Origin of the sequence: Pseudomonas sp. HN11, assembly GCF_021390155.1 — a bacterium.
Lineage (GTDB): Bacteria > Pseudomonadota > Gammaproteobacteria > Pseudomonadales > Pseudomonadaceae > Aquipseudomonas.
In genome coordinates this window covers 787,515-807,199 of the sequence record NZ_CP089985.1, presented here as the reverse complement: position 1 = coordinate 807,199, position 19,685 = coordinate 787,515, and the positions used below count along the sequence as shown (strand labels likewise).

Here is a 19,685-nt window from a genome sequence, read left to right as displayed (position 1 = left end):
CTTATGTTCTTGCGCCACATTATCGTTTTCAGCTTCATCGCCCTGCTCGCCGGTTGCGCGGGTTTCGGCGCCCGTGAATCCGTTGAAGGCCAGGGCAACCCGGCGCAATGGAAGCAGCACAAGGATCAGCTCAGCAGCATCGACGGTTGGCAGATCGAAGGCAAAGTCGGGGTTCGCGCGCCGAAGGATTCCGGCAGCGGCACCTTGTTCTGGCTGCAACGCCAGGATTACTACGATATTCGCCTGTCCGGCCCGCTGGGTCGTGGCGCGGCACGCCTGACCGGTCGACCGGGGCAAGTCAGCCTCGAAGTGGCCAATCAGGGACGCTATGAAGCGACCTCGCCGGAGGCGCTGCTGGAAGAGCAGATTGGCTGGAAGCTGCCGGTGTCTCACTTGGTCTGGTGGGTACGCGGCCTGCCCGCGCCTGACAGCAAAAGTCGTCTGAGCCTCAATGGCGACAGCCGCCTGGCTACGCTGGAACAGGATGGCTGGCAGGTGGAGTATTTGAGCTATGTGGAGCAAGGCGGTTATTCGCTGCCTGAACGCATCAAGCTGCACGGTCCCGACCTTGACGTCACACTGGTGATCAAGGACTGGCAACCGCGCAAGCTGGGGCAATAACGTGACGGTACAAACATTGACCCTGCCCTCCCCGGCCAAACTCAATCTGATGCTGCACATTCTGGGTCGGCGTGAAGACGGTTACCACGAACTGCAGACGCTGTTTCAATTTCTCGACTACGGCGACGAACTGACCTTCAGCGTGCGCGACGATGGCGTGATCAAGCTGCATACCGAATTCGAAGGCGTCCCTCACGACAGCAACCTGATCGTGAAGGCGGCAAAAAAACTTCAGGCGCAATCCGGTTGCCGACTCGGCATCGATATCTGGATCGATAAAATCTTGCCCATGGGCGGTGGAATCGGTGGCGGCAGCTCGAATGCGGCGACCACCTTGCTTGGCCTGAACCACTTGTGGCAACTGGGCTGGGACGATGATCGCCTGGCTGCACTGGGCCTGACGCTAGGCGCCGACGTCCCGGTTTTCGTGCGTGGGCACGCGGCTTTCGCCGAGGGCGTGGGGGAGAAACTCAGCCCGGAATACCCGGAGGAGCCGTGGTATGTCGTGCTTGTGCCGCAAGTATCTGTAAGTACAGCAGAAATTTTTTCAGATCCGTTGTTGACACGTAACTCTTCTCCCATTAAAGTGCGCCCCGTTCCCAAGGGAAACAGTCGAAATGACTGCTTACCGGTTGTAGCAAGGCGTTATCCAGAGGTACGTAACGCTTTGAATTTGTTAGGTAAATTTACCGAAGCAAAATTAACCGGAACTGGAAGTTGTGTGTTTGGGGGCTTCCCAAGCAAAGCTGAAGCTGATAAAGTCTCGGCCCTTCTTACAGAGACCCTTACAGGGTTTGTAGCAAAGGGAAGCAACGTTTCGATGTTGCATCGCAAGCTGCAAAGTCTGCTCTAAAGGAATCGAGTGTCAGGCACTCGTTGCAACAGATACAGGGGCGTCGCCAAGCGGTAAGGCAGCAGGTTTTGATCCTGCCATGCGTTGGTTCGAATCCAGCCGCCCCTGCCATTTTCCATACTCATCCAGGTTACCCTCAGCCTCTAGGTACTGCGCGTGTCCAAGATGATGGTCTTTACGGGGAATGCTAACCCCGATCTGGCTCGGCGTGTTGTACGTCAGCTGCATATCCCTCTCGGTGACATCTCTGTCGGTAAATTCTCCGACGGCGAAATTACTGCCGAGATCAATGAAAACGTTCGCGGTAAAGACGTCTTCATTATTCAGCCGACTTGCGCTCCGACCAACGATAACCTGATGGAACTCGTCGTGATGGCTGATGCCTTCCGCCGCTCCTCAGCGACTCGAATCACAGCTGTAATCCCTTACTTTGGTTATGCCCGTCAGGATCGCCGTCCGCGTTCCGCACGCGTGGCCATCAGCGCGAAAGTCGTTGCTGACATGCTGACCGTGGTAGGTATCGACCGTGTTCTCACGGTTGACCTGCACGCCGACCAAATCCAGGGATTCTTCGATATTCCGGTAGATAACATCTACGGCTCCCCGGTCTTGGTGGATGACATTGAAGACCAGCGCTTTGAAAACCTGATGATCGTGTCCCCGGACATTGGTGGCGTCGTGCGTGCACGGGCCGTTGCCAAATCCCTGGGCGTGGACCTCGGGATCATCGACAAACGCCGTGAGAAAGCCAATCACTCTGAAGTGATGCATATCATCGGTGATGTCGAAGGGCGTACCTGTATTCTGGTTGATGACATGGTCGACACCGCCGGCACCCTGTGCCACGCGGCCAAAGCCTTGAAAGAGCACGGTGCGGCTAAAGTCTTCGCCTACTGCACACACCCTGTGCTGTCGGGCCGAGCGATCGAGAACATCGAGAATTCCGTGCTGGACGAACTGGTGGTGACTAACACCATCCCGTTGTCCGCCGCCGCTCAAGCCTGTGCGCGTATCCGTCAACTGGATATCGCACCGGTTGTTGCCGAGGCGGTCCGCCGTATCAGCAATGAAGAATCGATCAGCGCGATGTTCCGCTAAGGGTCAAACCTTCGGCACATCCCACTGACGAAAAGCGCCCCGCCCCGACATTCTGTTGGGGCGGGGCTTTTTTGCCCATGTCGAGGCCGGCGCTGGTCGCAAACGCCGCTCGATGATGGCTATTTTGGAGATACAACATGAACGACTTTACTCTGAACGCCCAAGCGCGCACTGACCTGGGGAAAGGTGCGAGCCGCCGCCTGCGTCACGCCGCCAACATCCCAGCCGTTGTATACGGTGGTAACAAGCCTGCTGAATCCGTGACCATCCTGGCCAAGGAAATCGCCAAGCTGTTCGAAAACGAAGCTGCCTACAGCCACGTTATCGAACTGAACGTCGACGGCACCAAGCAGAACGTCATCGTTAAAGCGATGCAGCGTCACCCGTCCAAGCAGTTCATCATGCACGCCGACTTCGTTCGCGTTGTAGCTGGCCAGAAACTGACCGCCATCGTGCCTGTGCACTTTGTTGGTGAAGAAGCTCCGGTCAAGAAAGGCGGCGAGATCTCGCACGTCCTGAACGAAATCGAAGTGACCTGCCTGCCGAAAGACCTGCCTGAGTTCATCGAAGTCGACCTGTCGGCTCTGGAAGTCGGCGCGATCGTTCACCTGTCCGACCTCAAAGCCCCTAAAGGCGTTGAGTTTGTCGCACTGGCTCACGGTGATGACAAAGCAGTTGCCAACGTTCACGCTCCACGCGTTGCTCCAGAAGCTGAAGAAGGCGCTGCAGAGTAATTCACTCTGTAATGCCGGAGCTTGAGGAAACATCGCGGACCGGAACGTAGCGAGAAAGCGGGCGATAACGCGGCGTTTACTCTTGAGTAAATGATGTAGTGTTGTCCACTTTCGCCGCACTCAGGTCTGGCGATGTTATCCACAACTCCAAAGGAAGGGCCCCTGTCGTGACTGCCATTAAACTGATCGTTGGCCTGGGAAATCCAGGCGCCGAATACGAACAGACCCGGCATAACGCGGGGGCCCTTTTTGTTGAGCGCATCGCCCACGCCCAAGGTGTTGCCCTTGCGGCCGATCGCAAATATTTTGGCCTGACCGGGCGCTTCTCGCACCAGGGTCAGGATGTTCGTCTGCTGATACCCACCACCTACATGAACCGCAGCGGCCAGGCTGTCGCGGCGCTTGCGGGTTTCTTCCGGATCAAACCCGAGGAAATCCTGGTGGCCCATGACGAACTGGACCTGCCACCCGGCGTTGCCAAACTCAAGCTGGGCGGCGGGCACGGTGGGCACAACGGCCTGCGCGACATCATTGCGCAGATGGGCAATCAGAATAATTTCTACCGCCTGCGGCTTGGCATTGGCCACCCAGGCGTTGCCAGTATGGTTTCAAATTTCGTCCTGGGTCGTGCGCCACGCGCCGAACAGGAAAAACTCGATGCCAGCATCGACTTTGCCCTCGGCGTGCTGCCGGATATCTTCGCCGGTGAATGGAACCGCGCGATGAAAAACCTGCACAGCCAGAAGGCCTGACTCTTACCGAGGGGAAACACCATGGGATTCAATTGCGGCATCGTCGGCCTGCCCAACGTCGGCAAATCCACCCTGTTCAACGCCCTGACCAAGTCCGGTATTGCAGCGGAGAACTTCCCCTTCTGCACCATCGAGCCCAACAGCGGCATCGTGCCGATGCCGGATCCGCGTCTGGAAGCTCTGGCAGCCATCGTCAATCCAAAGCGCATCCTGCCGACCACCATGGAATTCGTCGACATCGCCGGTCTGGTAGCCGGCGCCTCGAAAGGTGAAGGCCTGGGCAACAAATTCCTGGCCAACATCCGCGAGACCGATGCCATCGCCCACGTGGTTCGCTGCTTTGAAGACGAGAACGTGATTCACGTCTCCAACAGCGTTGACCCGAAGCGTGACATTGAGATCATCGACCTGGAACTGATCTTCGCCGACCTCGACAGCTGCGAGAAACAACTGCAGAAAGTCGCGCGAAACGCCAAGGGGGGTGACAAGGACGCCGTGGTCCAGAAAGGCCTGCTGGAGCAGTTGATCGCTCACTTCACCGAAGGCAAGCCGGCACGCAGCCTGATGAAGAACATGGGCACCGACGAGAAGGCTGTGATCAAAGGCTTTCACCTGCTGACCACCAAGCCGGTGATGTACATCGCCAACGTCGCTGAAGACGGCTTCGAGAACAACCCACTGCTGGACGTGGTCAAGGCCATCGCCGACGAAGAAGGCGCGATCGTAGTGCCGGTGTGCAACAAGATCGAAGCGGAAATCGCCGAACTGGATGACGGCGAAGAAAAAGACATGTTCCTCGAGGCTCTGGGCCTGGAAGAGCCTGGCCTGAACCGCGTGATCCGTGCCGGCTACGAGATGCTCAACCTGCAGACCTACTTCACCGCCGGTGTCGAAGAAGTCCGCGCCTGGACCGTCAAGGTCGGTGCTACCGCACCACAGGCTGCAGGTGTAATCCACACCGACTTCGAAAAAGGCTTCATCCGCGCCGAAGTGATCGCCTACAACGACTTCATTCAGTTCAAGGGCGAGGCAGGCGCCAAAGAAGCGGGTAAATGGCGTTTGGAAGGTAAGGAATACGTTGTCAAAGATGGCGATGTGATGCACTTCCGCTTTAACGTGTAAGTACCATCCACGGTAATTTTTACGAACAAATAAAAGCCGATGCATTGCATCGGTTTTTTTGTGCCCCACACTTCAATAAAAACTTAAGACTTACATCCAAACACTCACCCCCCATCAGAAATTTCCTATTTACATAACGCCACATTAATTCAACAAAAACACGAGCATGTTCAATTTTAACTTACAGGCTTTTTCCTACATGACCTCGTCATATAAACACCTCTACACTGCGCGACAAATTTTATATCCTGCGTTCTACTGAGCTGCCCCCTTCCAACAGTGAAGTAATAGCAAACATGGAGTATCAATCGATGTCGGCCTACTTCCACACGGACAACAAAACAGACGTTTCACTTATCGTGGGGCAGGACATTGAAACCACGCTTCACACCACTGCCGCTCTTAACGTGGACATCCTGTTACTGGGAGAAACCGGCACCGGCAAAGATACGTTGGCACAACGGATTCATGGTTTATCGGGCCGACAAGGTAATTTTGTTGCCGTAAACTGTGCGGCGATCCCGGAAAGCCTCGCGGAAAGTCAGCTGTTCGGTGTCAACAGCGGCGCCTATACCGGGGCAATGCAATCAAGGGCTGGATTCGTCGAGGCTGCTCACCTGGGTACGCTGTACCTTGATGAGATCGACAGTATGCCCTTGAGCCTGCAAGCCAAGCTGCTGCGCGTGCTGGAGTGTCGTGGAGTGGAGCGCCTTGGCTCGACTCGGTTCATTTCCGTGGACATGCGCGTTATTGCGTCGGCCCAACAGTCTCTGCATATCATGGTCGAACAGGGCGCCTTCAGGCGTGATCTGTACTTTCGTCTGAATGTGGTCCATATCGAACTCCCCGCCCTGCGAGATCGGCGCGAACGTATCATCCCGTTGTTTCTGGAAATGGTTCAGGAAGAAGCGGAGCAGTTCAAATGCAGTGCCCCATCGCCTCCTGACAGCCTGCTGCATCAACTGCTCTGTCACTCTTGGTTGGGTAATGTGCGCGAACTACGTTCGACGGCGAAACGGTTCGTCTTGGGCCTCCCGCCGCTCTCAACTCCCGTATGCAGGCAGCAACCACCGCAGACGGACCTGAAGACCCGCCTTCGACAAATTGAAAAAGCATTGATTGAAGAATCGATGTACCGCCACGACCACTGTGTGGATACCGTGTCAATTGAGCTGGGGGTTGCTAAGCGCACACTGTATTACAGGATGAAACAATTAGACATATCACTGGCATAAGCTCAATCGGTCTTCTAACAGTTAGCAAGATGGCCATAAAGAACCGTATCCACGAGGGCATATTTTAGCAGCCACTCAAGAAAACATTTAGCAATATTTTGAGTTAGAAACATCTGGAACGCATTACCTGTGCAGACCACACAGTGGTAGCCAGAAGCAAATCTCTGGTCACACTTCTGCATTACCATGATTTTAATGATGGCGAACAAAGAACCCCAAAAAACTATAGAAGGATTTGTATATGATTGACGCACCAAGTGGTCTTAACTCTCTGTTTCAATCGCCTTCGCAACCTGGGAGCCTAGCGGGTGCCCAAAGCGAAGCCCTGGGTATCATCGGTGAACAGGTGGGTAATTCAATAGAAACTGCCAAGATGTATAATAAAGTTTCCTATATTAAACAATGCATCCAGGCGAGCAGAGCTAACTAATTACGAGGTGATCGATTACCTTTCAGGCTTTCCAGCCCGAAAGGTAATCATCCAACCAGCCCGACAGGCCATTTTAGTGCTCCAGAGCCGCTGTCCACCCTGAATGAGTAGACACTCCATGCCAATAGTAGACGACCTTTTTTTACAAAAAAGCAGCAATACCGAACACGACCGCACGCCATCGGAACAATCGACAGGCGGTACGGACGCCAGTTTTTTCACGTCACTGTTCGAAGGCCCCCATCCCACAGGCACAGTCTTTGCCAAGCCTGAAGTCTCACTTCTTTTGACAAAGGCATCAAAGCACCTGAGCAACTCAAGAAATGGCTTCGCAAAAATAATCCGCTCAACTAAAAAAGGGATCGATGTTGAGATCATCGGAAACTTCCCACGAGAGTTACATAATGCACAACTTACAACACAACTGATGGTGAAAACTCTTGCCAAGACAATCCAGTGCATTGACAAGCTCTGCAACATGCAGTCTTGAGCATGAATAACTCTCTGCTTGTCGCTTTAGTTTTGAGTATGACTTTTATATTGAGCGGATGTGGTGACCGGGTAGAACTGCATCGCCAACTGTCCGAACAAGAAGCCAATGAGGTCGTAGCCGAATTGGCAGATAAACATATTCGCGCACAAAAGGTACCGGCCAAAGACGGGGTCGTCGTAACGGTTAATACAAGCGACATCGGGCGCGCCGTACGTACCTTGGAAGCCGCCGGCCTTCCCCGACTCGCCCGGACCACTATGGGGGATACCTTTCGCAAGGAAGGGGTAATTTCCACTCCCCTGGAAGAACGTGCCCGCTACATCTATGCCTTATCTCAAGAGCTTGAAACCACGTTGTCCAAGATCGACGGCGTCATTGTCGCACGTGTGCATGTGGTGTTGCCTGAACGCATAGCGCCAGGAGAGCCGGTCCAACCCGCATCTGCTTCCGTATTCATCAAGCATGATCCACGCCTGGATCCCGACAACATCCGCGCACGGGTCCGCAGAATGGTGGCGAGCAGTATCCCGGGGATGACCACCGCAGTGGACAACCCGCAAAAACTCACCGTGGTGTTTGTACCGGCCTCCACTTATCAGGAACAACAACGCCTGGTGTATTTCGGCCCCTTCCTGGTGCCCGGCGACGATCTCGGATTCTGGCGAGCCAGCATAATGATCTTGCTGCTCGGTCTGGCTTCGACGGTGGCAGCCATGATCTTCCTGCAAGCGCGGCGCAAGCGTCCCCATCAGGAGCCCGCACCTACAGGAAACGCAACGGGGTCAACGCATGGCACCTAGACCTGATCATCTGATGCGTGAGCAACTGGCCTGGGCTCAATGGTGGGCTTTTCCCTGGAAGCAGGCCCACGAAGACTGGAGAGGCGACAAGTATCGTGCGATTGAAAGGCTTTTTTATAGCGGTCGGTCAGCACCAGACGACCTTACGGGTTTTGTCGCCTGCTTGCCGGCTGCACCTCATGCCACTGTGCTTCGGTTGGCCCTGGCCTCCACGGACCAACTCAACCTGGTGTTGGCATTGGCTAACCACACGTTCAATCCCCAAGCAGCATCACCCTTGAGTGAAGATCATCATAAGTGGTGTATGCGCCTCTCCATGGCGCTGCACCCTTCCATGCTGCCCCCACACTCCGATCCGCTGCGACTACTTCATAGCTGGGTTGAGCCTGCTACCTGGCAGCGCCTTCGATTGCGTTTCCCCCGCACACGTGTGAGCGAGGCTGAAACAGCAGACGCCCCACTCGAAAACGCGAGCAGCCGATTGAACACTCTCTGGCAGGCCGTCGTTTGGCGCGTCGCAAGCATGGCGAGCGACAACATGCCCCGGCCTCGCAAGGATGAGGAAAGCAGCGATGTTATGCCGACATACTATTGAGTTACGCAAGGATGCATCCGGCACGCGAACCAACCTTATCCCGCGCGAAGAGCTAGCCAATTGGGAACAGGCCAACCATCTCTTGAGCCATGCCAAAGCCCAGGCCGACGAATTGATACGTATGGCCGAAAAAAAATGCGAGTCCATGCTTGAACAAGCCTCATTGGAAATCTGGCAACGCGCCGACGCTCAACTCAAGCAATGGGAACGCGACCGTCAATCGATGTGCGACGACCTTGAACACTACGCGACCTCCATCACCAACCAGGCTATTCGCAGTCTGCTCGACGAGACAACTGCCCCGCAACGGCTCGCAGCGCTGTTGAAACAATTGCTGGATAGCCAAGTTCAGGAAGTCAGTGCGACATTGCTCTGTCATCCCCATGATCTTGAGGAGATAAGGCAGGGCCTTGCCCGTCACAAGAGCAGATTCTGGAAGTTAAACGCCGACGACACGATTAATCCTCAAACACTCGTATTGAAAACAGATGAGGGGGACTTCCGTATCAGCTGGAATGCCATGCTCGACACTTTTTTCAACCAGGGCAAAGAGTACTCGATCGAGATCTAATCCTACGAGCACAGAGACTTTATTTATATTCACCACTTAGAACTGACTGTTTAAATTCGCCCTTCAACATAACTATCAGAGAGAAATCATGGATTTTTTCAAAGAGATGACTGATTCGACTGCCAGAAATAAAAGATCTGCATACAAAGAGTACGAGTCCGGTTTCTTGGAAAGCCTGGCGGCCCAAGACGGCGAGTGGTTTATCAACATGTTAATGCGCAGAGACGTCACCCATGCGCTTTTCAATGAGCACGGTAAAACGATCAAGCAGATGCTCACAACAACCTTTGACAGTTTTCAGTAAATGAAATCGCTCGTGGGTGACTGGTTGAGCGGCAGGGAGGAAAAAATCGTCATATTTGAAGGCGACGACGAAGTCGCCTTGCGACGTCAGGGCGACGCCGTTTTATTGGGTGTTCAACTGACCTCAGCGGTGCCAGATAACTCAGCCTTGCAAGGCTGGCTGCGCCTGGGCGCGGCCAGCTTGAATCATTTTCAGGGGGCATTGGCTCAAAAAGCTGACACAGGTGCGCTATGGCTGATTCAAAGTCTGCGCACCGACCGTGGCGAAACCTACGTACTGAGTTGCCTCGAGACCCTGCTGAACCAACGCGACACATGGCGCGCCATCGTTGCGCGTCTTGCTCGTCCAGCCCAAAACCTCAAACCCACCCCGCTACGTTCACGCTCGTACTAATCAGAGAACTGTCTATGCCTAACAAGACCCATAAGGGCAGCCGCTTGTGCCTTGACTCGCCTGATGCTTCATTCAAAAGAGCCCATTGGCGGAATGTGTTCCTGTTTTCCTGGCTGCTGGTTTCAACCCAAAGCGCATTGGCGGCAATTCCCGCCGAATGGAAGAACACCGCCTACGCTTATGAAGCCGAGCATAAGCCAGTTCGAGACGTGCTCGACGACTTCGCCCAAACCTTCGGTACCCAACTGCAAATCGAGGGCCTGCTGGAGGGCACCGTCAACGGCAAGATACGCGCCAATACCCCACAATCCTTGCTCGACCGGCTGGGCGTAGAACATCGCTTCCAATGGTATCTGTACAACAACACGCTCTACATCAGCAGCCTGGACCAGCAGGAGTCCGCGCGCCTGGAGGTTTCCTCTGAGTCCATTGCCGACCTCAAGCAGGCGCTCACTGATATTGGCCTGCTCGATAGTCGCTTCGGTTGGGGTGAGTTGGCCGAGGATGGCGTCGTGCTGGTCTCCGGACCTCGGCGCTATATCGAACAGATCAAGCAGTTCAGCAGCCAACGCCGCACCGTGGATGAGAAGCAGAGCGTACTGAGTTTCCCGCTGAAGTTCGCCAATGCGGCGGATCGCCACGTGGATTATCGTGGACAGAAGCTCACCATTCCGGGCGTTTCCAGCATCGTGCGAGGGTTACTGGAGCCACGTTCCGATCCGATCTCCTCGACGCTGGGCCAGCGCCCGTCCTCACAGCCGGCCCCTCTCTTGCCGAACGTTCCTCGCTTGAGCAACCCCTTGCTGGGGCAGATGCTCGGTTCAAACAGCAACATCATGCCGTTGGACAGCGGCGCCACACTCACTCCGCGTGCGCCGACGCCCACCAGCCGGATTCGCGTCGAAGCCGACATTCGCAATAACGCGGTGCTGATCTATGACCTGCCAGAGCGCCAGGCCATGTACCGGGAGTTGATCGCTCAACTCGATGTGGCACGCAAACTGGTGGAAATCGATACGATCATTCTTGATATCGAGCGCACGCAATTGCGTGAGTTCGGAGTGAACTGGGGGTTTCAGAACAGCCGCTTCCGTGGCGGCGCAAATTTGGCGCCGGGCACATCGCAGCAGTTGTCGATTGAAAATCGCGACCGTTTCTATGCCGACGTACGCGCACTGGAAGCCAAGGGGCTGGCGACCATGGTTTCCAACCCGTCCGTGCTCACCCTGGAAAACCAGCCGGCGGTGATCGACTTCAATCGCACTCAATACCTGACCCCCGGGCGTGAGAACGCAACCATCTTGCCGGTCACCGTGGGCACCAGCGTTCAGGTCGTGCCGCGCGTCATCACTAGTCGGGGAAGCCATCAGATCCATTTGGTCGTGGATATAGAGGACGGCAGGTTCGACGAATCCAACCCCAACCGTAGCCTCAAAGAGCTTGATGTTCGCCGCGGTAACGTCAGCACCCAGGCCGTCATGGCTGAGAAGCGTTCGATGGTGGTGGGTGGGTTCCACGTCACGGAAAGTACCGACAAGCAAAACAAGGTGCCGCTGCTGGGCGATATCCCGCTGCTGGGCAAGGCGTTGTTCTCTTCCAGCGAAAGGCAGAACAATCGGCGTGAACGCTTGTTTATCATCACGCCGCGCGTCATCGGCGACCAGGCCGATCCGTCTCGCTATTTGCCCCAGGCAGATCAGGCCCAATTGCAGGCGGCGCTGACTCCGCTGGCCAGGCGTAACGCCCCTCACCAGCCTGTGATCAAGCGTAGCGACGTGATCAGTACCCTGGCGCACCTGGTGACTGGGCAAGTGCCCAAGGCCTTCAAGTTGGCGCCAATACCTGTGGGGTTGAACACGCTGTGCAGCACCCGCGACCTGCTCGCACTGAGTACCGAGCGCAGCCAATGGTATGCAGGCCCTGAGTACAACGTTGCAGTCGTGGTGCTACGCAACCAGTTCAACCGCAATGTGCGCATCGATGAGAAAGAATGCAGCAACTCGCAAACGCTTGCCGTCACCGTGTGGCCACACGCCTGGTTGAAACCGGGAGAGGAAGCCGAGGTATTTATTGCCATGCGTCCGGTGGTGAAGGATGAACATCTCAGCGTACCGCGCCCCACCTTGATTACGCCATTACGTAAGGTCCGCCCATGAAACATCAATTGTTGTACTCAACTCTGATCGGTGCGGCGCTGCTTGTCAGCGCTTGCACCCCCACGTGCAAAGGCGACTCCTGCTCACGCCCGCAATCTACCGCACAAAAGATGGTGATCTGGTGGCCATCTCACATGCGCGTCGAGCCCGGCCCTTCCGGAGAGCGAGCCGATTACCAGACGATATCGCTGGAACGATGAGCATCAAGGAAATACCCGACGAACCATGCCAGGTATTTCTGGAGAACCTGGTGAGCGGCGCTGCCACTCACCACGTTCTCACTTGCGGCATCGAGGTGCGCGCGCTCCACGCGGGTAATCACCCTGGACTGGCCCTGCATATCACTCGCGAAACGTTGCAAGCCGGGCAACTACAACGCGTATTGCAGCGCCGCTTTGAGCAGGCACAGGTGTTTGATGGCTGCTTTATCTATCTCGATACCCAGGGTGCCTTGGTGATCTGGCACGCACTGCCCCCCTCTCACGGCAATCCGGGCAGGATCCTCAGCAGGATGCTCTCACTGGCCAATCTCAGCGCGCTGGACCCAGGTTCCAGCCGCTGATCAGCGCTGATCAAGCTCAGGCAGTTCCAGCGTTTCGCGCTTGGCTTCGTCATCCATCTCACGCAAGGTGCGGTAGATCAGCGCTACGGCCTGCAAGGTCTCGCGAGGAATGCTTGCACCCAGCTGTTTGGTATAGATCGTGCGGGCCAGCCACACACATTGAATCACCGGGACCTCGGCGACCTTTGCTCGCGCGATCAGGTTTCGCGCTTCGTCGTCCGTGCCCTTGCTGATCAGCAGGGGTAAAGGCGTCTTGCCTGGGCGGTAGTACAGCGCGACTGCAAAGTGCGTCGGGTTGACCACCAACATGTCGGCTTCTTCCAGCTTGGGCAGCTTGACCTTCGGCTCCTCTTGCGCCAATTCCTGCGCCAACTGGCGGCGCTGGCCTTTCACATGGGGGTCGCCCTCCATGTCCTTGTACTCTTTGACGACCTCAACCTGTGTCATGCGCATACGCTTGGCGAAGAAGTGCTTTTGCAAGGTCAGATCGATCAGTGCCAACACCAGCAACAGCCCCAGGCAGGCATGCAGCAAGTGACGGAACAACGCGATCAGCGCCAGCAGATAACTCTGCAGGTCGCTGCTGGCAAGGTTTATCAACGCCCCCAGAGCGGGCCAGACCACCACGTACACAATCAGGCCCAGTAGGAACGCCTTGGCGATGCTCATCAGCAGGTTCATTAACGACTGGGCAGAGAACATCTGCTTGATCTGGCTGATAGGGTTGAGGCGATTGAAATCCATCTTCAGCGTGTCCGGTGCGAACAGCAGGCCGAACTGCATCCAACTGGCAATCAGCTTCGCGGCAATCGCAAGCCCGGCCATCAACAGAGAGAACGAGAAAAACATCACCAGGCCCTCCGCCAGCACTTCTTCCAGCACCCGCGCAAACGGCTGGCCCAAGCGTGACATCGGCAACACCAGCAATTGCTGAAAGCGCTGCAAGCTGGTTTCGGCAGTGAACAAGGCGACCTCACTGATAGCCGTCAGCGCCAGCAGCTTGCTCACATCCTGGCTTTGCGCGACCTGACCTTTCTTACGTTGGTCACGCAGTTTCTTGGCGGACGCCGGGTGCTTTTTTTCTCCCGAATCACTCACGGCATCGAGACCTTGAGCAAAAGTCCCAGGTAGTGCTTGAGGTCACCCAACTGGCTCATACGCCCGATAATAAGATCCTGCAACAGTGCAAAGTACAGCAACAAAATACCGATTCCCGCCAGGCACTTGACCGGCGGCGCCACGGTACTCACTTGCAATTGCTGGCTGTAGACCCCCAGCAACGCGATACCGAACTCCAACAGCAATAGCACGGCAATAAAGGGCGCGGCATAAAGCATCATGTGCATGAATGTGTCACTGAGCAGCCCGACAAATACGCTCATGCCATTAGCTGCTGGAAGCGGAAACCACACGGTGGGTGGCCAGATCAGGTAACTGTCCCAGATCACCTGGGTGAGCGCGCCCAACCCCAGGATGGCCATCAGCAAGTAAATCGCCAGTTGCTTGAACATGTGCCCGATCGGCGTCGCGTCCGGCCCCAGTGACGGGTTAAGTTGGCCACCGGCCAAGGCTCCACGCTGGTTGTCCAGCAGCGCCCCCACCGACTCGAACATCCAGAACGGCATGGCCAACAACACCCCCAGCAGCAACCCCAATGCTAACTCCTTGAGCATCAGCGCACCGAGCATCAATGCTGAATAGTCCTGCCCCGCCAAAGCAGCATGAATACCCGGAGCGGGCAACAACGCCATGACCATCACGATGGTGTGCCGGGGCAGGCCGCGCACCTGTTGAAAACAAAACGCCGCCACCAGGATGCCACAGGGATAGATACGCGCCATGCCGATCATCAGGCTGGGGAGATACTCAAGATAAAGCAGCACAGGCAACGCCTTAGTTCAGGGCCGAACGGCCGATCATTTCAAACGTCAGGTTGATCAGCTGGATCAACTCCACGCCAATCCAGCGGCCCGTCAGGATCAATGTGACACCCACCGCTACTAGTTTGATACCAAAGGGTAATGTCTGGTCCTGGATCTGCATCAGCGCTTGTACCAAAGAGGTCAGCACCCCCACCACCACCGCCACGATCAGCGGCGGTGCCGACAGCACAACTACCAGCAACATGCCCTGCTTGAACAGCACGATAGGTTCCATACGCCACTCAGAGATAGGAAAGGAACAGGCTGTCGAGCAACCGCGACCAGCCAGACACCAGCACGAACAGCAGCAGCTTGAGCGGTAGGGAAATGGTCATCGGCGAGACCATCTGCATACCCAGCGCCAGCAACAGGTTGGAAACAATAAGGTCGATCACAATGAAAGGGATGTAGATCAAGAAACCGATCTCGAACCCCGCCTGCAATTGCGAAAGCACAAACGCCGGGATCAGCAGGATAAGATCTTCACGCTGTACCTCCTGAGCCATTTTCGCAGGCCACAGACGTGCGGTGTTGTCCAGCAGATGGGTCAGCACATCCGGGTCCACATTACGCAGCATGAATGCACGCAAGGGGTTGATGGCCTCATTGCCGGTATTCAGAAACGTTTGCACGTTGCTCATGTCCAGAGGCGAAGCCTTGATATTCTCGGCGATTTCATACCCCACCGGCGCCATGATGAACAAGGAGGCCGCCAGAGCGATTCCGTTGATGGCCATGCTCGGAGGTACCTGCTGTACGCCGATGGCATTGCGGGTAATCATCAGCACAATCACGATTTTCAAGTAGGCTGTGCAGACCACCAACAGCATGGGCATCAACGACAGCGCGCCCAGAAATATCGCCAGGACTATCGGGTCCAGCCCTTGAAGTATCATCGACCGAACACCACTCGGGACAACTGCAACCCCAGGCGCCCGTCAACTTCCACCAACTGCCCCTGGCCGATGGGCCGATCGCCATAAAACAGACCCGCCATGCCTGGGGTAAAACCGGTAATGCCCAGTACCGAGCCGGGCACGAGGTTACGCAACTCCCCCAGGGTCAGGTTCAGTGTTCCGCAGCGTACGCTCAGCGTCATGCTCAATTCATCGAACGGCTCGTGACCGAATACGTCCATTACGGGTTCATCGTCTTCATGCCCCGAGTGATGAGGTACAGCTAAATCTTCGTCCACAGACATGTCCTCGATAGAAGTAAGAGTGAAACGTAACCACCCAGTGTCATCGTCAATGTCGCCATGCAGGCGCTCTCTGCCGACCGACACATAGCCGCTGCCCCGGGCCTGGAAAAAGGTCTGTTCAAGCACCAGCACATCACCAGCTCGCAGACTGCCGGCCTGTACAATCGGTAACCGCAACCGCCCAAGGGTCACGGCAATTGCCAGTTGAAACGACAACGGCAGCGGCGCAGCCGTGGCCCGCCAAGCCCCCGCCTCGTACAACGCCAAAAAGCTTTCGGTGCTCAACCACACATATCCCTCAACCCACGATGCCCCCAGGGTCACGGTGAGGCGACAGCCAAAGCCCTTTGGTCGCCCGGTGTGTAGCAATCGCACATAGCCCAACAGCGCTCGCACTTCGGAGCTCAGGTAATACTGGAACAACGTCCAGAACCAGGAGTCCGGTTCGTTGTCGGCTCCAAGGGTCACCGGACATTCGCCCAGCAGGCTAAGCAACGGCCCCGCCTTGGCGAGCGCCAGCACGCCGCACTGCGTGTCGAAACACACCACGTCACCGCCAACTGGCGGACGTCCAGGCTCAAGCCGCAACTCACCGGCCTGACCCGCAACATGGAACGGCAGGTACAGGCCGCGGCCCAGCTGGCGGCGTGCGGCAACCTCGTCGTTCTTGATCGAAGGTAATGTCAATAGCGGTACGATCATGGGTTGCCGACGCTTGGCAGAAGCAGGCTGACCGGCAGCCCCAGCGCTTGCGTAAAACGGTCCTCACACTGTTGCCGTACGCCACTGAGCCAGCGGGCCGTGGCGTCATGTTCCGCTTCCAGTTCAATGGCCCAACCGCTCTGCTCTCGGCGCACGCTGGCGTTGATCCGTCCCAGGCGTGGCAAGTACAACACTGCCTGCAACGGCCACTGAGAGCCGGCCAGCACACGAGGGGTGATCTGTTCGGCCAGCGCCTCGATCATGGCGATACCGGTCGCTGTTTTTTTCCCCGGCAAGGAGGCCCCCGTCCCGACGCCGTCGCCATCATTGGCAAACAACTGCGCAAACAGTCGTCCTTGCTCCCAGGGCACTACGCCTGCAGCTCCTGGTTCACGCTCCTCCCGTGGCTCACGCAGGCGTGGACGCTCAGTGGGTTTATTTACAACTTTGGTCATATCGGCTCCTGTGCCAGCAACAGTGACAACTCCTGCAGCTTTTCCACCTGTCGCAGGCATTCGGTGGCGTGCCTCTGGGCACTACCAACGTGGTTTTCCTTTTCTTGCCGTTGGTTGCGCAGCGCCTCAAGCTGGCCCTCTTCGCGCTGGGTGCTGGCGGATAAACTGCGCTCCTGTGCACTCCAGGATTTCAAGCCTTTCAAGGTCAATACCTGGCCCTGATGCTGACTGAGCAACTGAGCACATTGCCGGGCTTCCTCCTGCCGAGTGTGTTCAAGCGCAGCCTGGGCCTGCTGGATATGCGCAAGCAGGGCCTGCTGCGCACGCTTGGCCTCACGCAGGGCACGCTCGGCCCGATCAGCCCTGTGCCTGCGCAGGCGTCGCAGCATCTGCACTTCACCGAGCAGCACATCAGAATGGGACATGGGTGGTCAGCTCCTTGAGTTGCTCCAGCGTGACGGCCATCGGGGTAGGCTCACGCAAATCCTGGCGCAGGAACCCATCCACCGCTTGGCGACTGTTCACGGCCAGGTCCGTCAACTCATCGCTGCCAGGCTGGTACTCGCCCAGTTTGAGCATCAACTCGATCTGCTGGTACGCCGATAACAACCGTCGCAACGCCGTGCCCGCTTGAATATCCTCAGGCGCCGCGACGTTGCTCAATATTCGTGAAAGGCTCGCCAACACATCCACCGCCGGATAGTGCCCACGCTCAGCCAATTTGCGCGACAGCACGATATGGCCGTCGAGCAATGAACGTACTTCATCGGCCACGGGGTCGTTCATGGAGTCCTGCTCAATCAGCACTGTGTAGATCGCTGTGATCACCCCGTCACGGGTCAACCCGGCGCGCTCCACCAAGCGCGGCAGCAAGCTGTACACCGAAGGCGGCAGGCCTCCGCGCCCCAGGGGTTCGCCGGCAGCCAGGCCGATTTCACGCTGGGCCCTGGCGAAACGGGTCAGGGAATCAATCAGCAGCAACACCCGTTGGCCCTTGCGCCGAAAACCTTCAGCCAGTGCTGTGGCGGTAAAGGCGGCGCGGGCACGTTCCATGCTGGAGCGATCAGATGTGGCACACACCAGTACCGCTTTAGAGCGCAGTTGCTCATCAAGCTCATGGTCGAGAAACTCACGCAGCTCGCGCCCCCGCTCACCGATCAAACCGAACACGATGACATCGCACTCGACATTACGGGCGATCTCGGCCAACAAGGTGGTTTTGCCACAACCGGCCCCGGCGAACAGACCGACGCGCTGGCCTTCACCGAGCGTCATCAATCCGTCGATGGACCGTACCCCGGTGGCCAGCGCACGGTTGATACGCGGCCGCTCGGTGGGCAAGGGCGCTTCACATAACACCGGGCTGGTATCCGGCAGTTCGGATTCGACAAATGCGCTGGCACCCTGGCCCGTAATCGGCCTCCCGAAACCATCCAGAACCTGACCCAAGAGCGCGTCGCTGACCTGCACCCTATGCGACACGCCCAGGCGCTCAACCGGCGCACCCACGCGCACGCCTTCCAGGTTCCCAAGGGCACTGAGCACCGCGTCCTGCTGATCAAAACCGATGATTTCAGCGAGCATGCAGTCACCCGGACCTTTTTCCACCTGGCACAAGTCACCGATACGCGCCTGAGGCAGCCGGCACTGCAGCAGCATGCCGTTGACGCGCTGGATTCGCCCGCGCATGGCCACCGGCGCAAAGCTGCCAAGCGCCTGGGCCTGGCGTTGCTGCCAGGCGTCCAGACGCGCTTGCACGGATGAACTCACCAGCGCACCTCATAACGCCGTGTGCCATCAAAAACCACTTTGCTGTTGTCGATCAGCACCAGGCGCAACCCGTCCACCTGATCCCCCAAAAAGAGTCGGCTACCCTCTTCCAGAACCACATGACCGTTAGGTCCGCCGACAATCTGCACGATCCTGAACGGCAAGGCGTCATCTCGCACACGTACACGACTGATCACCGGCACCATACTTTCGAATTGCTCACCAAAGCGGCTGAGCATCCGCGACACCAGCTCCACGTCGTCCTGGGAAACATCGCCGTTGAGCACGACTTGACCGTTGATGACTTGCAAGTCGATCCGTTGGCTCAGCTCACGCTCGCCGAGCATTTTCAACAACTGCTGACGCACATCAAACGGTGAGGCCAATTCGTGTTTGCCAATCACCGGTGGCATCAGGGAAGCCTGCGCGTCATGTTCCCCTGTCGAAACCATGCCCACCACTGCGATGACTACCGCCACCACCAGCATCAGGCTGATCAACCGCTTCTGCTGCGAGTGTGAGATGGACGATAACCGCAGTGTCTGCACAGGTCGTTCCGGTGATGGGAATGCTGCAGATACCGGGGCCTCAGGCTCAGGCCATGGATGATCTGCCAAGGTGACGCACAATCTCACGCTGCCCACCAGAAAGGTCGTGTTCAACGCCAGGCTCGGGATCTGCGCCAGGGCCTGGCCATCAGCCCCGTACACCAGCTGCGCCTGGGCCTGCACCGACCAATTAGCGTCGGAAAATTGCAGCAGGGCATGATGCTCGGCGACCCCAGGATCGCTCAGCACCAGGTCAGCGTCCGCCTGGGCACCGATGCTCCATCGTTCGCCGAACAACGGCAACGCAGCGCCCTGGCGCAGCCCATCAAGCACGCGTAACTCATACATCATCGAGCCCTCCTTCGTAC

25 protein-coding genes and 1 tRNA gene are annotated in these 19,685 nt (G+C 56.9%); 17 read left to right on the top strand and 9 right to left on the bottom strand.

What is annotated here, in order from left to right; translation table 11 throughout:
* The first annotated feature begins 3 nt into the window (after nt 1–3).
* The 17 genes from lolB to LVW35_RS03505 all read left to right on the top strand — a co-directional run bounded on the left by lolB (nt 4) and on the right by LVW35_RS03505 (nt 12,719).
* A complete protein-coding gene (lolB, locus tag LVW35_RS03585) occupies nt 4–621 on the top strand; it encodes a lipoprotein insertase outer membrane protein LolB (RefSeq protein ID WP_233893764.1) in 618 nt (205 codons plus the stop codon).
* 49 nt (nt 622–670) lie between these two features.
* On the top strand, nt 671–1,474 hold the full coding sequence (gene ispE, locus LVW35_RS03580) for a 4-(cytidine 5'-diphospho)-2-C-methyl-D-erythritol kinase (RefSeq protein ID WP_442799661.1): 804 nt from the start codon (nt 671–673) through the stop codon (nt 1,472–1,474).
* A 36-nt stretch (nt 1,475–1,510) separates the two neighbouring features.
* Nucleotides 1,511–1,585 (top strand) — tRNA-Gln (locus LVW35_RS03575).
* A 45-nt stretch (nt 1,586–1,630) separates the two neighbouring features.
* Nucleotides 1,631–2,572, top strand: a complete 942-nt coding sequence (locus LVW35_RS03570) for a ribose-phosphate pyrophosphokinase (RefSeq protein WP_003171603.1) — start codon at nt 1,631–1,633, stop codon at nt 2,570–2,572.
* A gap of 137 nt (nt 2,573–2,709) precedes the next feature.
* Entirely contained in the window at nt 2,710–3,306 is a 597-nt protein-coding gene (locus LVW35_RS03565; protein WP_233893761.1) for a 50S ribosomal protein L25/general stress protein Ctc, read from the top strand.
* Nucleotides 3,307–3,473: 167 nt separating this feature from the next.
* Nucleotides 3,474–4,058, top strand: coding sequence for an aminoacyl-tRNA hydrolase (gene pth, locus LVW35_RS03560; protein ID WP_233893760.1), 585 nt, complete (start codon nt 3,474–3,476; stop codon nt 4,056–4,058).
* Between the two features lie 21 nt (nt 4,059–4,079).
* Entirely contained in the window at nt 4,080–5,180 is a 1,101-nt protein-coding gene (ychF, locus tag LVW35_RS03555; protein ID WP_233893759.1) for a redox-regulated ATPase YchF, read from the top strand.
* 311 nt (nt 5,181–5,491) lie between these two features.
* Nucleotides 5,492–6,415: a sigma 54-interacting transcriptional regulator gene (locus tag LVW35_RS03550; RefSeq protein WP_233893758.1), complete on the top strand. Its 924-nt coding sequence runs from the start codon at nt 5,492–5,494 to the stop codon at nt 6,413–6,415.
* 548 nt (nt 6,416–6,963) lie between these two features.
* The gene (locus LVW35_RS03545) at nt 6,964–7,335 is read left to right on the top strand and encodes a type III secretion protein (RefSeq protein WP_233893757.1); all 372 of its coding nucleotides are present in this window, start codon (nt 6,964–6,966) and stop codon (nt 7,333–7,335) included.
* Nucleotides 7,336–7,337: 2 nt separating this feature from the next.
* Nucleotides 7,338–8,138, top strand: a complete 801-nt coding sequence (gene sctJ / locus LVW35_RS03540) for a type III secretion system inner membrane ring lipoprotein SctJ (protein WP_233893755.1) — start codon at nt 7,338–7,340, stop codon at nt 8,136–8,138.
* 13 nt (nt 8,139–8,151) lie between these two features.
* Nucleotides 8,152–8,733, top strand: a complete 582-nt coding sequence (locus tag LVW35_RS03535) for a type III secretion protein (protein WP_233893753.1) — start codon at nt 8,152–8,154, stop codon at nt 8,731–8,733.
* Nucleotides 8,711–9,304, top strand: a complete 594-nt coding sequence (gene sctL, locus LVW35_RS03530; protein ID WP_233893751.1) for a type III secretion system stator protein SctL — start codon at nt 8,711–8,713, stop codon at nt 9,302–9,304. The genes LVW35_RS03535 and sctL overlap by 23 nt, the downstream gene beginning before the upstream one ends.
* Before the next feature lie 88 nt (nt 9,305–9,392).
* Nucleotides 9,393–9,608 (top strand): type III secretion protein, encoded by a 216-nt coding sequence (locus LVW35_RS03525; RefSeq protein ID WP_233893750.1) that lies wholly within the window; start codon nt 9,393–9,395, stop codon nt 9,606–9,608.
* Entirely contained in the window at nt 9,609–10,001 is a 393-nt protein-coding gene (locus tag LVW35_RS03520; RefSeq protein ID WP_233893749.1) for a type III secretion protein, read from the top strand.
* Nucleotides 10,002–10,015: 14 nt separating this feature from the next.
* Nucleotides 10,016–12,157 carry a type III secretion system outer membrane ring subunit SctC gene (sctC, locus tag LVW35_RS03515; protein WP_233893748.1) on the top strand — a complete coding sequence of 714 codons (2,142 nt, stop codon included), beginning with the start codon at nt 10,016–10,018 and terminating at the stop codon, nt 12,155–12,157.
* Nucleotides 12,154–12,357 (top strand): HrpT family type III secretion system protein, encoded by a 204-nt coding sequence (gene hrpT, locus LVW35_RS03510; RefSeq protein WP_233893747.1) that lies wholly within the window; start codon nt 12,154–12,156, stop codon nt 12,355–12,357. Before sctC ends, hrpT begins: the two co-directional genes overlap by 4 nt.
* Complete coding sequence (locus LVW35_RS03505) at nt 12,354–12,719, top strand: transcriptional regulator (protein ID WP_233893746.1); 366 nt, start codon at nt 12,354–12,356, stop codon at nt 12,717–12,719. Before hrpT ends, LVW35_RS03505 begins: the two co-directional genes overlap by 4 nt.
* On the opposite strand, the gene sctU is transcribed toward LVW35_RS03505, so the two are convergent.
* The 9 genes from sctU to LVW35_RS03460 are packed head-to-tail and all read right to left on the bottom strand — an operon-like array spanning nt 12,720 to nt 19,665.
* Nucleotides 12,720–13,817 carry a type III secretion system export apparatus subunit SctU gene (gene sctU / locus LVW35_RS03500; protein ID WP_233893745.1) on the bottom strand — a complete coding sequence of 366 codons (1,098 nt, stop codon included), beginning with the start codon at nt 13,815–13,817 and terminating at the stop codon, nt 12,720–12,722.
* On the bottom strand, nt 13,814–14,602 hold the full coding sequence (gene sctT, locus LVW35_RS03495; RefSeq protein ID WP_233893744.1) for a type III secretion system export apparatus subunit SctT: 789 nt from the start codon (nt 14,600–14,602) through the stop codon (nt 13,814–13,816). Before sctT ends, sctU begins: the two co-directional genes overlap by 4 nt.
* Before the next feature lie 10 nt (nt 14,603–14,612).
* Nucleotides 14,613–14,876 (bottom strand): type III secretion system export apparatus subunit SctS, encoded by a 264-nt coding sequence (gene sctS, locus LVW35_RS03490; RefSeq protein WP_014716816.1) that lies wholly within the window; start codon nt 14,874–14,876, stop codon nt 14,613–14,615.
* Between the two features lie 7 nt (nt 14,877–14,883).
* Nucleotides 14,884–15,537: a type III secretion system export apparatus subunit SctR gene (gene sctR / locus LVW35_RS03485; RefSeq protein ID WP_233893742.1), complete on the bottom strand. Its 654-nt coding sequence runs from the start codon at nt 15,535–15,537 to the stop codon at nt 14,884–14,886.
* Nucleotides 15,534–16,544, bottom strand: a complete 1,011-nt coding sequence (locus LVW35_RS03480; RefSeq protein ID WP_233893741.1) for a FliM/FliN family flagellar motor switch protein — start codon at nt 16,542–16,544, stop codon at nt 15,534–15,536. The genes sctR and LVW35_RS03480 overlap by 4 nt, the downstream gene beginning before the upstream one ends.
* Complete coding sequence (locus LVW35_RS03475; protein WP_233893740.1) at nt 16,541–16,999, bottom strand: type III secretion system HrpP C-terminal domain-containing protein; 459 nt, start codon at nt 16,997–16,999, stop codon at nt 16,541–16,543. The genes LVW35_RS03480 and LVW35_RS03475 overlap by 4 nt, the downstream gene beginning before the upstream one ends.
* The gene (sctO, locus tag LVW35_RS03470) at nt 16,996–17,424 is read right to left on the bottom strand and encodes a type III secretion system stalk subunit SctO (protein ID WP_233893739.1); all 429 of its coding nucleotides are present in this window, start codon (nt 17,422–17,424) and stop codon (nt 16,996–16,998) included. The genes LVW35_RS03475 and sctO overlap by 4 nt, the downstream gene beginning before the upstream one ends.
* On the bottom strand, nt 17,411–18,769 hold the full coding sequence (locus LVW35_RS03465; RefSeq protein ID WP_326489600.1) for a FliI/YscN family ATPase: 1,359 nt from the start codon (nt 18,767–18,769) through the stop codon (nt 17,411–17,413). The genes sctO and LVW35_RS03465 overlap by 14 nt, the downstream gene beginning before the upstream one ends.
* Complete coding sequence (locus tag LVW35_RS03460; RefSeq protein ID WP_233896386.1) at nt 18,766–19,665, bottom strand: FHA domain-containing protein; 900 nt, start codon at nt 19,663–19,665, stop codon at nt 18,766–18,768. The genes LVW35_RS03465 and LVW35_RS03460 overlap by 4 nt, the downstream gene beginning before the upstream one ends.
* Nucleotides 19,666–19,685 lie beyond the last annotated feature (20 nt).

Bases quoted from the DNA above. Each gene is read 5' to 3' on its own strand.
- lolB (WP_233893764.1), top strand. From the start codon at position 4: ATGTTCTTGCGCCACATTATCGTTTTCAGCTTCATCGCCCTGCTCGCC.
- ispE (WP_442799661.1), top strand. From the start codon at position 671: ATGCTGCACATTCTGGGTCGGCGTGAAGACGGTTACCACGAACTGCAG.
- LVW35_RS03565 (WP_233893761.1), top strand. From the start codon at position 2,710: ATGAACGACTTTACTCTGAACGCCCAAGCGCGCACTGACCTGGGGAAA.
- ychF (WP_233893759.1), top strand. From the start codon at position 4,080: ATGGGATTCAATTGCGGCATCGTCGGCCTGCCCAACGTCGGCAAATCC.
- LVW35_RS03550 (WP_233893758.1), top strand. From the start codon at position 5,492: ATGTCGGCCTACTTCCACACGGACAACAAAACAGACGTTTCACTTATC.
- LVW35_RS03545 (WP_233893757.1), top strand. From the start codon at position 6,964: ATGCCAATAGTAGACGACCTTTTTTTACAAAAAAGCAGCAATACCGAA.
- sctJ (WP_233893755.1), top strand. From the start codon at position 7,338: ATGAATAACTCTCTGCTTGTCGCTTTAGTTTTGAGTATGACTTTTATA.
- LVW35_RS03535 (WP_233893753.1), top strand. From the start codon at position 8,152: ATGCGTGAGCAACTGGCCTGGGCTCAATGGTGGGCTTTTCCCTGGAAG.
- sctL (WP_233893751.1), top strand. From the start codon at position 8,711: ATGTTATGCCGACATACTATTGAGTTACGCAAGGATGCATCCGGCACG.
- LVW35_RS03525 (WP_233893750.1), top strand. From the start codon at position 9,393: ATGGATTTTTTCAAAGAGATGACTGATTCGACTGCCAGAAATAAAAGA.
- LVW35_RS03520 (WP_233893749.1), top strand. From the start codon at position 9,609: ATGAAATCGCTCGTGGGTGACTGGTTGAGCGGCAGGGAGGAAAAAATC.
- sctC (WP_233893748.1), top strand. From the start codon at position 10,016: ATGCCTAACAAGACCCATAAGGGCAGCCGCTTGTGCCTTGACTCGCCT.
- hrpT (WP_233893747.1), top strand. From the start codon at position 12,154: ATGAAACATCAATTGTTGTACTCAACTCTGATCGGTGCGGCGCTGCTT.
- LVW35_RS03505 (WP_233893746.1), top strand. From the start codon at position 12,354: ATGAGCATCAAGGAAATACCCGACGAACCATGCCAGGTATTTCTGGAG.
- sctS (WP_014716816.1), bottom strand. From the start codon at position 14,876: ATGGAACCTATCGTGCTGTTCAAGCAGGGCATGTTGCTGGTAGTTGTG.
- sctR (WP_233893742.1), bottom strand. From the start codon at position 15,537: ATGATACTTCAAGGGCTGGACCCGATAGTCCTGGCGATATTTCTGGGC.
- LVW35_RS03480 (WP_233893741.1), bottom strand. From the start codon at position 16,544: ATGATCGTACCGCTATTGACATTACCTTCGATCAAGAACGACGAGGTT.
- LVW35_RS03475 (WP_233893740.1), bottom strand. From the start codon at position 16,999: ATGACCAAAGTTGTAAATAAACCCACTGAGCGTCCACGCCTGCGTGAG.
- sctO (WP_233893739.1), bottom strand. From the start codon at position 17,424: ATGTCCCATTCTGATGTGCTGCTCGGTGAAGTGCAGATGCTGCGACGC.
- LVW35_RS03460 (WP_233896386.1), bottom strand. From the start codon at position 19,665: ATGTATGAGTTACGCGTGCTTGATGGGCTGCGCCAGGGCGCTGCGTTG.